This window comes from Pseudochrobactrum algeriensis (genome assembly GCF_018436245.1).
Lineage (GTDB): Bacteria > Pseudomonadota > Alphaproteobacteria > Rhizobiales > Rhizobiaceae > Pseudochrobactrum > Pseudochrobactrum saccharolyticum.
On the sequence record NZ_CP075360.1, the window covers coordinates 352,057 to 367,842 of the forward strand.

Below are 15,786 nucleotides of genomic sequence, written 5' to 3' on the forward strand. Positions count from 1 at the left end.
ATCGCTTAAACTATTCTCTGATGCTGCGAGACAGGGCTGACAGCACTGTGTTTAAAGCTGCATCAGAGATCAGGACGTCTGTTGTACCGGAAATGCGGACGGTTCACCACTTTCTTAACAAAGATGGTGTTGGCACCGGAGAATCCGGCTCAATATTCCGGCTGTTAAACAGCTTTAATGAGCACGCTTCGCTGTTTTCTGGAGTTCATTAATGTTCTGCAATAACGCAAGAGTGGCCGCTCTACGAACCAATATAGCAAACATCCGGCAATAATCGTTGCACTGAAGACAGCGAGGTAAATTAAATACGGGCTCAATGGTATATATGCAGATATTTTAATCATCACTTTAGCGATCAGGCCGAGAAATGCCAGATGCGTCAGGTAAATCGTGTAGGAAGCATCACCAATGAGGCTGAGAATTTTAAATCTCGCAGTCCCGAACCCGCTTTTCTCGTAAGACACTGCACCCAAAATGAGCAGGCCGAAGCTGACAGCATAAATGATTTGGAGATACTGATAGCTGATGCCGCGGCTTTCCAGAATATAAACGAGAATAAACAAGGCAAGACCGGTCAGAAAAGCCGGTTTCAAATTGATCTTCGTGAAATGATGGAAGGCATAAAAGGCTGCCATTCCGATAAGAAAATTAAAATTTAACGGGGAAAAATAAGTGGTTAAAGCCGATCTTGAGCCTTCTTCAGCATATTGAAACACTATGCCACCGGTCATCAGCCATGCAGCCAAGATAATTATACCGAATGTTCTGTTCAGAATAAGCGTTGCAAAAATCAGGTAAAATGCAAGTTCGTGAATAAGCGTCCATGCAGGCGTGATCGGTAGTTCGAAACTATCGAGGCGTACTAAAAATATTGTCGATATCCAGTTGCTGAAGCTTTCCGGCACAATGCTTGCGCTGCCAAATCCCAACGCCACTAAACCACAGAAGATCGCTGTATAAAGCCAATAGACGGGAAAAAGCCGTGTGAAACGTTTCAGCAGATATTCCGGGGCACGTTCCGGCTGATTGATATCTTTGTAATGTGCAAAAACGATGATGAAACCTGAAAGCACGAAGAAGAAATCTACGCCTAAATTTCCGCGATGTGTAAAATCTAAAAAAACTGCATCATTGAGATAGCGGGAACTGCCAAGCAGCAGAGATAGATGGAAAGCAACAACAGCCATCGCAGCCAAACCACGACCTTGCTGTAAAGACTTAAGCTGAAGCTGCGTACTCATAGAGAATCCTCAAAACGGAAAAATTTTTACGTTCTGAGATATCTTTTATAGTACAAACAGGATTATGAAAAGTTTTTCAAAGTTAGCATGAAATGTTTATCTCCTGAATTTTATGTGAATACTTGTTCGCCATGTAAATTTAAGCAGTTAATTAATATTAGAATATCTTAATTATTCGTTCATTTAGTAAAATCTCGAACCGGAACATCAGGCAAGAGAGCGACTAACGGCTTTTAAAGCGATCCTGTGCTGTCAGCCTGATGGATAGCGGTTCAGCATCTTTCCAGTGATAGATTTCCGTTTGAAGATAGTGCAACTCGTCGGCATAGTTGTCCTCGTCAACTTCAACCCACCATGCTTTGGGGCGGCCGTCATTACCGTCTGACCACCGGTAGCCCCGCTTTTTGAGGTGATCTTTCATGTCAAAGGGGCTGTTTTCCGCGTAAATTCTGACACGGGCTTTGCGGCTGGATTTGAGCAGCTCAGTGAAAGGAACAGTTGCGTCCGCGCCTGCGGGCCGGATCAATACTTCTAGTAATGCGTGGCAATCATCTGTCGCGCGGTGTCCGTTATGGAAGAGCCCGCTTTGGCCGACCAGATAGCCCAGTTTGCTGCCTTCAAAACCAAACCCCGCCCATTGCACTTCCGCAACGGAACATGCCCATGCTTTGGACGCGAATAATGGGGAAAGCTTTTCGCAGAACGGCCTGTCAAATCCGGCATTATGGGCAATGATGAGATCAGCAGGTTCGATCATCGCTTCCAGCGACCGGAGGTCAAGTGTCTGACCCTGCACCATTGCATCAGTAATACCGGTCAGCCGTGTAATCTCCGCCGGAATTGGAATTGTTGGCTGCTGCATTCCGCTGAAGACGCCAACCACATCACCAAAAGCACCTTCATCATTATAGGTAAAGGCAACGGCACCAACCTCGATGATCTGGTCGGTCACATGGCTCAGTCCGGTTGTTTCCGTATCAATAAGAACAGCAAGCCGCTCAAACGGACTGTCCTCCCGCCTGACAATCGGGCGTGGTGTCAGTTTGCGCAGAATGCGGAACCGTCCCGTTTCTTCCAGTTGCCGCGCTAAGGCTTCTTCATTGTCCGGCACAGATTTGCGGGTGGTGGCAACAGGCGTCACGTCAACCGGATGGCTGGTTTTCGTGTCAAACATATCAAACTGGACTGATTTTAAATTCATACCGCAAATCTTACTACTGAGACTTTAGAATGCGCATATTCTAATTAATCTTGGCAAATAAAGTCAAAGTCCATTTGTCGGATAGCGATGCCAGTGTTTTTTTGAATGAAGCCTGACAGGGATAAAGCGTAATGCTTAGCTCTTTTCTCTGTCAGGGAAGCAGAGATTTCCACAGAATGCAGTGCATTGATGATATTGCATGGCTGCTATGCAAAAATGGCAGGCATTGGAAAGCCGGCAAAATTTCGATCTAACTTATTGTTTTAATTGTATTTATAGAAATTTTATGTGGCGATAGTTAAAATCTATCAATTTTATATGATTAATTGACTTTATAAATTACGTCTTAGCCTCTATACGGAGCCCAGACAACATTCTGACAGGAGTGCACAATGGCAACCGTAAACACACAGATCAAACCTTTTATCGCGCAGGCTTACCGTCAGGGTAAATTCATCTCCGTGACTGAAGAAGACGTATTGGGCAAATGGGCCGTATTTTTCTTCTATCCTGCTGACTTTACCTTCGTATGCCCGACAGAACTGGGTGACCTTGCAGATCATTATGAAGAACTGCAGAAAATGGGTGTTGAGGTTTATTCGGTTTCTACCGATACGCATTTCACACACAAAGCCTGGCACGATTCATCCGACACAATCGGCAAGATCAACTACACCATGCTCGGCGACCCGAGCGGTGTTGTAACCAATAATTTCGGTGTTATGCGCGAAGGTCAGGGTCTTGCAGACCGCGCAACTTTCATCGTTGATCCGGACGGTATCATTCAGGCCATGGAAATCACTGCTGAAGGCATTGGCCGTGATGCTTCTGATCTCGTACGCAAGATCAAAGCTGCTCAGTATGTACGTTCGCATCCGGGTGAAGTTTGCCCTGCAAAATGGCAGGAAGGCGAAGCGACCCTTGCTCCTTCGCTCGATCTCGTCGGCAAAATCTGACGCGCCGTAAATAATAAAACGGGCGGCTGTTTCCGCAGCTGCCCGATTATCTGTGACAGTTTAGCAAGAGGAACACAGTATGCTCGATACGAACTTGAAAACCCAGCTGAAGGGCTATCTGGAACGTCTGGTGCGGCCGGTTGAAATCATCGCCTATGCCGGAGATGATGCTAAATCGCATGAGCTGCTGCAACTTCTTGAACAAATCCGCGAACAGTCAGACAAGATTACGATTAAGCGCGGCGATGTGGCCGGTGCACGTGTGCCGTCTTTCGCACTGACCTCACCGGGTGAAGACATTCATCTGGTTTTTGCGGGCCTTCCGCTTGGTCATGAATTTACTTCTCTGGTGCTGGCTCTTTTGCAGGCCGGTGGTTATCCGCCAAAGGTCGAGCAGGCACTGATCGACCAAATTCGTGGCATCAAGGGTAATTTCCGTTTCGAAACTTATTATTCTCTTTCCTGCCAGAACTGCCCTGATGTTGTGCAGGCGCTGAACCTGATGGCCGTACTTAATCCGGGTATTGAACATGTCGCGATCGACGGCGCGCTGTTTCAGGATGAAGTTGCCGAGCGTCAGGTGATGTCGGTGCCTTCTATTTTCCTGAACGGCGAGGCTTTCGGTTCCGGCCGTATGGGCGCAGAGGAAATTCTGGCGAAGATTGACACCGGCGCAGGTGAACGTGCTGCCGAAGCGATTAACGCACAGGCACCTTTTGATGTACTGGTTGTGGGCGGTGGTCCTGCCGGTGCAGCGGCAGCGGTTTATGCCGCGCGCAAAGGCATCCGTACCGGTGTTGTTGCTGACCGTTTTGGCGGTCAGGTGCTGGATACAATGTCGATTGAGAATTTCATTTCGGTGACGCATACAGAAGGGCCAAAACTGGCCCGCGCTCTGGAAGCACATGTGCGTGATTATGATGCCGAAATCATCAATGGTCAGCAGGCCGTTAAACTGGAGCGGATTTCTGAAGGCTTTAAGGTGACGCTGGCGTCGGGCGCATCCCTTACCAGTACTTCTGTTGTGTTGTCGACCGGTGCACGCTGGCGCAAAATGGGCGTGTCGGGTGAACAGCAATATATCAATAAGGGCGTTGCTTTCTGCCCGCATTGCGATGGCCCGTTGTTTAAAGGCAAGCGCATTGCCGTGATTGGCGGCGGGAACTCCGGTGTGGAAGCCGCAATTGATCTGGCCGGTCTGGTCAGTCACGTAACGCTTATCGAGTTTGACAAGGCACTTCGCGCTGATGAGGTGTTGCAGCGCAAACTGAAAAGCCTGCCGAATGTGACTGTTCTCACATCGGCCAAAACCACAGAAGTGACCGGCGACGGCAAGCGTGTCACCGGTCTTACCTATGAAGACCGGATCAGCGGTGAAACCCGTTCGCTCACACTGGAAGGCATTTTTGTGCAGATCGGTCTTGTGCCGAATACTGAATGGCTGAAGGATACAGTGTCGCTGAATGCCCGTGGTGAAATCATCACGGATCTTTACGGTGCAACCTCGGTTCCGGGTGTGTTTGCGGCAGGTGATTGTACAACTGCACCTTATAAGCAGATTGTGATTGCGATGGGCGAAGGAGCACGGGCATCGCTTGCAGCTTTTGACTATCTGATCCGTCTGCCTGCTGAGGAGCAGGCGGCTTAATGCGCGGTCTCGCATGAATCTCCGCGAGCTCGAATATCTGGTTGCGCTGGCTGAACAGCGCAACTTTCATCGTGCGGCTGAAGTCTGCAATGCCAGTCAGCCGACCCTTTCTGCGCAGATCCGCAAGCTTGAAGAAGAGCTGGGCGTCACATTATTTGAGCGCTCATCACGCGGACTTATTCTTACGCAAGCCGGTGAAGCAGCAGTCAGACGCGCACGCATAATTCTTCATGAAGTGACACAATTGCGCGATGAAGCTGCCGGACATTGTGCCGATGGTGCACGGCGCTTGCATCTGGGTGTATTCCCGACACTCGGTCCCTATCTTTTGCCGCATATTGTGCCGCAATTTATGCGTCATTTTCCGTCCATGGAAATTTTACTGACGGAAGAAAAAAGCACCATCTTATTGCAGCGACTGATCGACGGGCAGATTGATGCCGCATTGCTGGCATTGCCGGTTGAAGACCCGCAGGTCACCGGACAAAAACTATTCTGTGAGCCTTTCCATCTGGCCGTACCTTCCGGTCATGTTCTGGCGGGGCAAGACCGCTTATCGGCAGATGCACTTTCCGGTCAGCGTCTGATGCTGCTCGAAGAGGGGCATTGTCTGCGCGATCAGGCGCTTACATTGTGCCGGCGTTATGGTGCACATGAATATGACGGTTTTCGCGGTACCAGTCTCGAGACTTTACGGCAGATGGTTGTGGCGGGTATGGGGCTTACTTTATTGCCGCAATTGGCTTGCATCGGCGCGAATGCGCAAAATCACATCGCTTTTTTACCTCTCGAGGCCGATGGGTTTCAGAGAAATATTGGCCTTTACTGGCGCAGATCAAGTAATTCCGGTGAGTTGATGGAAAAACTCTCATCCATCATCGCCGGTGTTGTAGCTGAACTTATGCCGCAACAGGCCTGAGATGGGCTGAACATATTGCGCTTCAGCAGAATCATTCCGCGTCAGTGAATATGCGCTTGTGTAAAAAACTGAGAACATCGCGCGTGCGATGAAGTTCTGTGTGTGTCCATAAGGCTGGTTCAGGCAAGTCTCGACACGATGTTACTGCTCGCAAAGCATTAACAATAATAACAATGCGTTACATAAAAATGCGCTGCGCTCGCTCTCACATCTTAATAGCTGCTTGTGCAGGTTTGGCTAAGCTCTGGTCTTCAATACATTGAGATGCAGAGAATGACGCTTGCACATGGAAAATATTTCATTAATAATTTGACATTCGCAATCTGTATATCTTGTTGCCGTATCGCATCATGAAATTTATCTATGACAGAAAACGCATACATTTTGCTGAGTATTTTTATAATAAACGACAATATACTTTATTAGACTTTAGTTTGACTGCAACTTGGAGTGCAACAGAAAAACAGCATCATAATTCAATATAAATCGGCTTGCTATGGGAGGAAATGGTTTGAGCGCGATGATACTTATACTTGTCGGCCTTGCCGCATTTGCAGGGGGCTATTTCGTTTATTCGAAATACATTGCTGAACGCATCTATGCACTTGATCCGGAATATAAAACACCCGCTCATGCCATGAAAGATGGCGTAGATTATGTGCCAACCAACAAGTTTGTGCTGTGGGGGCATCACTTTACTTCTGTTGCCGGCGCGGCACCTATCGTTGGTCCTGCCATTGCGGTGATCTGGGGTTGGGCGCCGGCCTTTATCTGGGTTGTGCTCGGTACTGTTTTCTTTGCAGGTGTTCATGATTTCGGTGCGCTATGGGCAAGTGTCCGCAACCGCGGCCGTTCAATCGGTGCACTCACGGAGAATGTTCTTGGCACCCGTGCCCGCTCCATTTTCATGACTGTTATTTTCCTGCTGCTGCTGATGGTTAACGCCGTTTTCGCAGTGGTCATTGCAGGTCTGCTGATTAATTTCCCGACATCGGTGATCCCGATCTGGGGCGCAATTGCCGTGGCAATCGTTATCGGGCAGCTGATTTATCGCCATGGCGTCGGGCTGCTGTGGCCGTCCGTGATTGGCGTGATCGTGCTTTATGCGCTTATCTTTGTCGGACAGGCTTATCCGATTACTTTGCCGGAATCCTTTCTCGGCATGAGCCCGATGGTGCAGTGGATTCTGTATCTCTTCATCTATGCGGGTATTGCTTCACAATTGCCGGTCTGGGTTCTTCTTCAGCCACGCGATTATATTAACGGACTTCAGCTCTTTGTCGGTCTGTTACTGCTCTATGGTGCAACTCTGATTGCGCAGCCGCAGATCGTGGTACCGGCATTCAATCCGGATGTTCCGGCAGGAACACCGAGCATTGTGCCACTGTTGTTCGTGACCATCGCCTGCGGTGCGATTTCCGGCTTCCACGGGCTTGTCTCGTCGGGCACATCATCCAAACAGCTCGACAAGGAAACCGATGCCCGTTTCGTCGGTTATTTCGGTGCTGTCGGTGAGGGTATGCTTGCGCTCGCTGCGATTATCGCCTGTACGGCTGGTTTTGCATCTTATGAAGCCTGGCAGGGCGTATATACGCAGTTCTCTGCCGGTGGTGTTAAAGCCTTTGTTGAAGGTGGTGCAAATATCTTGTCAGCAGGTACAGGGCTTGGTGTCGGTATTGCCGCAACCATCCTGACTGTTATGGCCGCATTGTTCGCCGGAACAACGATGGATACGGGGCTGCGTTTGCAGCGCTATGTTATTCAGGAAGTTGGCGAAATCACCAATATCAAGCCATTGCAGGGCGGCACCGTGGCGACTTTGGTCGCGCTTGCAAGCTGTCTTGCTCTTGCCTTCGGTGCCGGTACAGGCGGCAGCGGCGGTATGCTGATCTGGCCGTTGTTTGGGACAACTAACCAGTTGCTCGCCGGACTAACACTTGCGATTGTTGCAGTGATGTTGCTGCGTATGAAGCGTCCGGTTCTGCCGGTTTTGATCCCGCTGGCCTTTGTGCTGGTTATGGCGATCCTTGCGCTTTTCATACAGCTCGGAACATTCTTTGCGAACAAACAATGGCTCCTGTTCGGACTGGGACTGGTTGTGCTTGGTGCGGCGCTCTTTGTTGCACTGGAGGCAATCCGGACAATGCGCAGGGAATATAGCGCGCAAGCGGCTGCCGGACTGGCGGATTGACCTGATGTCCAGACGGCAGAATAAAGAAAAACTGGCGGCGCTGTTTAGCGCCGTCTCTCAAGGTCTGGGGGAGTTCTATGCTGCGCCCTACAGACGTACTTTTGCAAAAGCCAGACGTGAGGAGGACGATCTTTTCATGATGCTCGTTTTCTCGGAAAGTCTGGGTATTCCCAATCCCGCTACCTATTACACTCTGGAATTGATGCCCGAGCTCTATGATCGTTTTCACGACTGGCACATCCGAATGGGTATGGAACACTCGCCGCTTGATGGTTTCCGATGCTGCTGAATATTTTAAAAGATCGCCGGGTTCTGTTCTTCGGGGGCAAGGGCGGGGTCGGCAAGACAACTCTGGCCAGCGCGACAGCCGCAGGACTTGCTCAGGAAGGTCGCCGCATATTAGTGGTTTCAACCGATCCGGCGCATAATCTCGGCCATTTATGGGAACGTGAGATCGGCGCCAAGCCGGTTTCGCTGATGGCCGGTCTGGATGGTATTGAACTTGACCCAAGCAGCACTGTCGATGAGCATCTTAAAACAGTCGAAAATTCACTGCGAAAACTGATGCCGGAAAGGTTGCATAAGGAAGTCAAACGGCATCTGGAGCAGGCGCGTGAAGCACCGGGTATGGTTGAAGCCGCCTTGCTGGAGCGGATTGCCGTGACTTTGGAAACAGGGCTTGCGCACTATGACACCGTTATTTTTGACACCGCGCCAACCGGACATACGACCAGACTTCTCGAATTGCCGGAACTGATGGCGGCATGGACGGACGGCTTGCTCAAAAACCGCGAACGCTCGGGCAATTTCACACGCGCGCTTGGCCAGTTTAAAGCCGTTGATGCCGATAATGATGTTGCCAGTAACCTTTTTGAGGATGAACCAACCCGCGATCATGAAATGCGGGCGGTTTTGATGCGGCGTCAGGATCGTTTTCGTAAGTTGCGTGAAATCCTGACAGATAGTGAAACAACGGCTTTCATGATTGTTCTGACCGCTGAGCGGTTGCCGGTTCTCGAAACAATAGAGCTTTGTCAGCGTTTGCATGATTTGCAGGTATCTGTCGGCGGTCTTTTTGTGAACCGTCGTTCGCCGCGGGGCGAAAGTGCATTGCTCGATCAGCGTGCAAAGAATGAAGATGCGCATCTGGCGAAATTAATCAAAGCGTTGCAGCCCAAAGTGCCGGAGATTAAACAAATTCCTCTGTCTGCCAATGAGATCATCGGCGGTCAGGAGCTTGTGCATTTTTCTTCCGCCTATCTCGGCTGATTTTTAAAAATGACAGGATATGCTCAAACTCACATGTCAGATTTCAGGGCAGGCGGCAGGCCAGCCCTATACATGACTTATCCTTGATGCCATGATAGTAACTTCTTCGACTGCGCCTGGGGAGGAGCGTTTCGTATGAACGGGAAGACATGGTCAAAATAAGCACCGTTAACATTCTCAATATGTTGGTGTTTTTCGCCTTTTCAATGGCGCTGTCTGTTGTTCCTGTGCGTTCTTCAGAGCAGGGCGAATTATCGATTATAACGTCATATCCGCCATCGTTTTTTGAGCCGTTTCGCCTCGCATTCGAAAAGCAATATCCTGATATTCGTGTGTCTATCGCGCAAAGAAACACGGCGAGTGCGAACCGTTTCATCATGGAGAAACCGGATATCACGCCGGATATTTTCTGGGCGTCCGCCGCAGATGCTTTTGAATTATTAAAACGCAAACAAGCGTTGCGTCCGATCCGCAGCAGGCCGACCGGAGCACCGCAATATGTTCTTGGCTATCCGGTGAATGATCCTGAAGGATATTATTTAGGGTTCGCTCTGTCGGGCTACGGCATTGTGTACAGCCCGTCCTATCTGCTGCAACATAATCTGCCGGTCCCGCGCAATTGGGATGATCTGTTAAAGCCGGTCTATTCGGGGCATATCGGTATTACTTCGCCTTCGCGCTCCGGCACAACGCATCTGATTGTGGAAGTCTTTCTGCAAACCTATGGCTGGGATAAAGGCTGGGCGATGCTCTCCAAACTTGGCGGCAACTTGTCAACAGTAACAGCACGCAGTTTTGGCGTTGCATCCGGTGTTGCGCAGAAGCGCTTCGGCATCGGCATTACGATTGATTTTCTGGCGCAACCTCTCGACGATGCGCATACGGATAATGTTTTCATCATGCCGCCCGATGCGATTTATACGCCAGCCAATATTGCTATTTTGCGGGGTGCTAAAAACATCACCAATGCTGAGCGTTTTGTGGATTTTCTGCTTTCAGAACAAGGGCAGAAAATCTTGCGCTATCCCGGCATTAACCGCATTCCTGTGCTGAGCAAGCTGAATAAAGACCTGTTACCGGCACCGGACAGGCGCGGCCTGATGAATACGGCAGAATTTGACCCGCATTTGTCTGCCGAGAGATATGGTTTGGTCAATCTCATCTTTGATAGTTTCATTATCCGCCGCAGAGCAACACTTGGCCGACTTTGGCGGAAAGTGAATGAGCTGGAAGCGGCTAAATTTGAAAATACAGAAACTCTGAGCACTCTGGCGCGCGCACGGCAGTTGCTCAGCACACCGCCCCTGTCGGCACATGAAGCCAATATTTTGAGTGAAGATCTGAAAACAGAATGGCCGCGAAGTGTGGCACGCACAGCAGAACAGGAGCAATTCTCCGGTGAAATCCGCCGTATCGTTGAACACAATCTGGCAATGATTGAGACCCTGCTTTCATCAGTGTCTCCTGTCACCAATGACAAGAGATGGTACCGGTAATTTGATGGCAGGATTTATGAGAAGAATTGCTACGCCAATCACCCAATGGCGCATTGGTATCGGTGCACGGCTCGGTGCTGCATTTGTTGTGATTGTCGGTCTGGCTGTCGGTGCCTGTATTGTCGGCTGGCTGTCCTATTACCGGCTGTCCGGTGAATTGTCTCATATTGCTGAACAGCAAATGCCACGACTGGCTTTTGCGTCCCGCCTGTCAAAAGCAGGTGCGGATATAGGTTCACTGACAGCCGCACTGGCAGGGGCTGAAAGCAGAAGTGAATATACTGCGATGCGGCGTATTTATGCTGCACGGCTTACGGCATTGGAAAACTTGCTGGAAAAAAGTGACCTCAGCGCGACGGTGAATACGATCTTGCCGCTGGCGCGCGCTATTGAACGCAATTTGCAGCAGATTGATCTGACATCGGGTAAGCGTTTCACCTTACTGGAAGCAATACATGCAGATATTGATGAATTGCGCTGGGTGCAGGCTGATCTGATCGATGAAGCCGCACCCTTGGTTGATGATACCCGTTTTAATATTGAAACCGAAATGCGCAATGGCCGTAATGCGGCGGCGCTCAGTGAGCAGCGCAAGAGTGAGGCATTGCTGACACTTGTTGCACAAGCGAGTCTGTCGACAGGTCTGATCGCCCGTCTTGCCAATGCTTCAACATCGGAAGAAATTCAGGAGGCGAATGCCTTTCTCGGTGATAGTGCCGATGAGCTGGCAAACCATCTTGGAACACTCAATAGCTGGCCGGACAGTATAACTGTGCGCCAGCTGGCCAAACGTATTCTACAAAAGTCTGATCCGGCAACCGGCACGCCAAACCGCAAGCGCTCGCAAATGCGCGAAACTGTACGCCTCGGGGAACTGGCCGTAATGAACGGCCAGCTCGTCAGTGATCTTGGCCGCAATATTGAGACGGAGGTTGTGGCAATCGAAGCAAGTGCGGCGGCAGCGGCCGAACGCGCAGCATCAGCGATTAGCACCGGCAGAAAATTGCTGGCAGTCATTGCTCTGCTTTCTGTGGTTTTGGCCACTGCCATTGGCGTGCTTTATGTTCATAAAAATCTGCTGTTCCGCATCCGGCAACTGGCAACAGCAGCCAGTGCAATCAGTGCGGGGCGACCGGAGATAGAGATACCGGCAAAAGGCACGGACGAGCTTGCTGATCTGGCGGGGGCATTATTGCTTTTCCGCCAGACGCGCGACGAGCTTATTCAATCAGCAAAACTTGCGGCGCTCGGGCAAATGGCGGCGGGTATCGGGCATGAACTCAATCAGCCGCTTGCAGCAATTCGTGCGCATATACACAGCGGTTCAACTTTGATTACGCGTGGCAAAGGGGAGCAGGCTCTGGTCAATTTTGACAAGATCCGTCAACTGACCACACGAATGGCCGACCAGATCAGTCATATCCGGCGTTTTGCACGGCGACCGGATGTCAAGCAACAGGCCGTTGATCTGTGCAAGAGTGTGCGGGAAGCGCTTAGCCTACTGGAACACCGTTTTGAAGATGATGATGTGCGCCTGAAACTCGAACTGCCGGTATCGGACTGCCCGCTTGTCATGGCTGAACCAGTGCGTCTGGAGCAGGTGATTGTCAATCTCATTGCCAATGCTCTGGATGCGGTCAAAGATCAGGCTGTCCGCCAAGTCTCCGTTACTGTTGAGGCGACTGAGCATGGTGCAAGTCTGATTATTGCAGATACCGGAACAGGGATTGAGAGCGATCATCTGAAAGCAGTGTTTGATCCGTTTTTCACGACCAAGCCGGTCGGATCGGGATTAGGGCTTGGCCTTTCAATTTCTTATAATATTGTCAAAGACTTCGGTGCCAGCATTGCGGTGCTGGATACAGGACCGCATGGAACGCGGTTTATAGTTTTGCTGAAAGGGCCGGAATGACCTTGCAACCGGATGTTATTCTTATCGACGATGATGCAAGCGTGCTTGAGGCATGCCGTGAAGTGCTGGAGCTTGAAGATTATAGGGTTGCGGCGCATAGCTCGGTTGCATCTGCGCTGCGTGATATGCGTGTTGATAGCGGTGCGATTGTCGTTTCCGATGTACGCATGCCGGAGCATGACGGATTCGATCTCCTCAAAGCCGTGCAGTCCATTGATGCGGAAATACCGATTGTGCTGATGTCCGGTCATGGCGATATTCCTATGGCTCTGCGTGCTATGCGTGATGGTGCATGGGACTTTCTGGAAAAACCGGCCGATCCGCTGATCCTGATCGAAACCATCCGCCGTGCGCGTAATCACCGTCAACTCCTGCTTGAAAATCGCCGGTTGCGGCAGGCTGTAGCGGTTGATGGTTGGGAAGCCCGTCTGATCGGCCATTCAGCGCCGATCGTACAATTGCGGGAGCGGTTAAAACGTATTTGCGGCGTGGCCACGGATATTTTGCTCATTGGTAAAACCGGCACCGGCAAGGAAGTCACTGCCCGTGCGCTGCATGATTTCAGCAATCGAAAGGGGCATTTTGTAGCCGTTAATTGCGGTGCAATCCCTGAAACAATGCTGGAATCTGAACTTTTCGGCCATGAAGCCGGCGCTTTTACCGGTGCACGGGAAAAACGCATCGGCAAGATAGAATATGCCAATAATGGCACGCTGTTTCTTGATGAAATAGAATCCATGCCGCTGAGTGCGCAGGTGCGGCTTTTGCGTGTTTTGCAGGAGCGCAAGCTGGAACGCCTTGGCTCGAACACCGAACTTAAAGTAGATATTCAGGTGATTGCAGCCAGTAAAACAGATTTACATAAGCTGGTCGTGCAGGGCAGTTTTCGCGAAGATCTTGCGTACCGGCTTGATATAGCCCGCGTTGAAATTCCGCCTTTGTCAGCCCGCAAAGGCGATGTCGGACTGCTGTTCAAGCTGTTTCTTGATCTTGCAGCAAAAAGGCAGGGGCGTGCTGCTCCGCGTGTGGATGCAACATTTGTCGCCGATCTTGATGGCCGAAGCTGGCCCGGCAATGTTCGCGAATTACGCAATGTGGCGGAACGATATGTGCTGGGGCTGGAGAATAATGCATTAACCGATCTGTCTTTAGACAAAGTGCAAACGCTCGAAGCACAAATGGACAAGCTGGAGCGCGCTATCCTGCTTGATACCTTGTCCAATCACGACGGGCGCATTGGCGCTTCGGCGACCGCCTTGGGAATTTCCCGCAAAACGCTTTATCTGAAAATGCGCAAATTCGACATCGCCGCACAGAATGAAGAGGAGGAATGATACCCTTATGACCCCGCGCAGGCCGGCCATGTTACCTTTATGACCCATTTGTGTTTGCGAAAACCCGCATTTCCGGCGTTTTTAAATTTGGCATGATACTTGCTTCTTTAAAGGTATCGCTTGGTCTCAGGCGATACTCTAGGGAGGAGAGTTCTATGTTGAAATCGATTGCAGCCACCATGCTGATGTCAGCGGCTATGATTATGACTGCTTCTGCGCAAAATGGCGGAAAAGTAACTGTTGTCACGTCTTTCTCAAAAGATGTGACAGACCCGTTTAAGGCCGGTTTTGAAGCCAATAATCCGGGCTTCACGCTTGATGTTCAAAACAAGAGCACCAGCTCCGGCGTAAAATATGTTGATGAAACAAAATCCAACAATCAGGTTGATCTGTTCTGGGCTTCCGCACCGGATGCTTTTGAAGTGCTCAAAGGCCGTAACCTGCTGAGCAAATTTACCCCGTCGGTCACAGGCCTGCCGGATAAGGTCGGATCCTATCCGGTGAATGATCCGGATTCTTATTATTTCGGTTTTGCGGCATCCGGTTATGGCATTATGTCCAATGACCGCTATCTGGAAGCAAACAATCTGACGAAACCTGTTGAGTGGTCTGATCTGGCCAAGCCGGAATATTATGATCATGTCGCTATTGCGGCTCCGTCACGTTCCGGTACCACTCATCTGACCATTGAAACTATTTTGCAGGGTGAGGGCTGGGATCAGGGCTGGGCAACGCTCAAGAATATTGGCGGCAATCTTCAGCAGGTGACAGAACGCTCTTACGGCGTTCCTGATGCGGTGAATTCCGGCCAGACAGGGATTGGCATTGTCATTGACTTCTTTGCCTTCTCGGCACAGGCAAGCGGTTTTCCGGTCAGCTTCTCTTACCCGTCAGTAACAACTGTTGTACCTGCCAATATTGGTGTTGTAGCCAATGCGCCTAATCAGGCGGGGGCGGAAGCCTTTGTTAATTACTTGCTTTCAGAAAAAGGGCAGGCCGTCTTGCTTGAACCGGCAATCCGCCGTCTTCCGATCAATCCGGCCAGTTATGCAAATGCACCGGAAGGATTCCCAAATCCGTTCAAGGATGCCCGTTTTCAGACCATGCTTGTCTTTGACTCTGAAACTTCCAAGAACCGTACCGATGCTGTTGATGCATTATATGACCAGCTGATCTCGTTTCAGCTTGATAATCTGAAAGCGGCTACTCGCGCCATTCATGCAGCAGAAAAAGCGCTTGCTGCCAATGAACAGGCACCGGCACGCGCGCTCGTCAATGAAGCCCGTGCACTGGTTGCCGCTATGCCGGTCAGTGCTGATGAGGCCGTGAGCCAGCAGCTTCGCGATGCTTTTTCCGGTGGCAAAGAAAAGACAGCCCGTCAGGCCGAGCTTGAACAGCAATGGGCTGCTTTTGCCAAGGAAAAATATTCAGCCGCAAAAGCAAAGGCTGAAGAGGCACTTGCGCTTGTCAACTAAAGTCTGAGCTTCTCACGGTCAGACTGTCCGGTTTGACCGTGCGATGCTCCGGCGCATGACAGACCGCCTGCGAAAGCAGGCGGCTCCATCCGATTATCCGCTTTCGTTTGCTCTGGCGCCCTGTGGCTTGCCGGAACAGCCGAC

The 15,786-nt window shown here is 50.5% G+C and carries 12 protein-coding genes; 10 read left to right on the top strand and 2 right to left on the bottom strand.

Going from position 1 to position 15,786, the window contains the following annotated elements; all coding sequences use genetic code 11:
- Positions 1-164: 164 nt before the first annotated feature.
- Together KHQ09_RS01930 and KHQ09_RS01935 are read right to left on the bottom strand one after the other, a co-directional pair.
- Positions 165-1,241: an acyltransferase family protein gene (locus KHQ09_RS01930; RefSeq protein ID WP_213600230.1), complete on the bottom strand. Its 1,077-nt coding sequence runs from the start codon at positions 1,239-1,241 to the stop codon at positions 165-167.
- 223 nt (positions 1,242-1,464) lie between these two features.
- Positions 1,465-2,442, bottom strand: coding sequence for a 3'-5' exonuclease (locus KHQ09_RS01935; protein ID WP_213600231.1), 978 nt, complete (start codon positions 2,440-2,442; stop codon positions 1,465-1,467).
- Between the two features lie 392 nt (positions 2,443-2,834).
- Between KHQ09_RS01935 and ahpC the strand changes: the two genes are divergently transcribed.
- The 10 genes from ahpC to KHQ09_RS01985 all read left to right on the top strand — a co-directional run bounded on the left by ahpC (position 2,835) and on the right by KHQ09_RS01985 (position 15,642).
- The gene (ahpC, locus tag KHQ09_RS01940; protein WP_022709552.1) at positions 2,835-3,398 is read left to right on the top strand and encodes an alkyl hydroperoxide reductase subunit C; all 564 of its coding nucleotides are present in this window, start codon (positions 2,835-2,837) and stop codon (positions 3,396-3,398) included.
- A 79-nt stretch (positions 3,399-3,477) separates the two neighbouring features.
- Entirely contained in the window at positions 3,478-5,046 is a 1,569-nt protein-coding gene (gene ahpF, locus KHQ09_RS01945; protein ID WP_213600232.1) for an alkyl hydroperoxide reductase subunit F, read from the top strand.
- 13 nt (positions 5,047-5,059) lie between these two features.
- A complete protein-coding gene (locus KHQ09_RS01950) occupies positions 5,060-5,965 on the top strand; it encodes a LysR substrate-binding domain-containing protein (protein ID WP_213600233.1) in 906 nt (301 codons plus the stop codon).
- Positions 5,966-6,476: 511 nt separating this feature from the next.
- Positions 6,477-8,156 (top strand): carbon starvation CstA family protein, encoded by a 1,680-nt coding sequence (locus KHQ09_RS01955; protein ID WP_075656713.1) that lies wholly within the window; start codon positions 6,477-6,479, stop codon positions 8,154-8,156.
- Positions 8,157-8,160: 4 nt separating this feature from the next.
- Entirely contained in the window at positions 8,161-8,445 is a 285-nt protein-coding gene (locus KHQ09_RS01960) for a cory-CC-star protein (RefSeq protein WP_213600234.1), read from the top strand.
- The gene (locus KHQ09_RS01965; protein ID WP_213600235.1) at positions 8,436-9,425 is read left to right on the top strand and encodes an ArsA family ATPase; all 990 of its coding nucleotides are present in this window, start codon (positions 8,436-8,438) and stop codon (positions 9,423-9,425) included. The genes KHQ09_RS01960 and KHQ09_RS01965 overlap by 10 nt, the downstream gene beginning before the upstream one ends.
- Before the next feature lie 149 nt (positions 9,426-9,574).
- Positions 9,575-10,921, top strand: coding sequence for an ABC transporter substrate-binding protein (locus tag KHQ09_RS01970; RefSeq protein WP_213600236.1), 1,347 nt, complete (start codon positions 9,575-9,577; stop codon positions 10,919-10,921).
- Between the two features lie 16 nt (positions 10,922-10,937).
- The gene (locus tag KHQ09_RS01975; RefSeq protein WP_213600237.1) at positions 10,938-12,833 is read left to right on the top strand and encodes an ATP-binding protein; all 1,896 of its coding nucleotides are present in this window, start codon (positions 10,938-10,940) and stop codon (positions 12,831-12,833) included.
- A complete protein-coding gene (locus KHQ09_RS01980; RefSeq protein ID WP_213600238.1) occupies positions 12,830-14,167 on the top strand; it encodes a sigma-54-dependent transcriptional regulator in 1,338 nt (445 codons plus the stop codon). The genes KHQ09_RS01975 and KHQ09_RS01980 overlap by 4 nt, the downstream gene beginning before the upstream one ends.
- Positions 14,168-14,322: 155 nt before the next feature.
- Positions 14,323-15,642 (top strand): ABC transporter substrate-binding protein, encoded by a 1,320-nt coding sequence (locus KHQ09_RS01985; protein ID WP_213600239.1) that lies wholly within the window; start codon positions 14,323-14,325, stop codon positions 15,640-15,642.
- Positions 15,643-15,786: the final 144 nt, after the last annotated feature.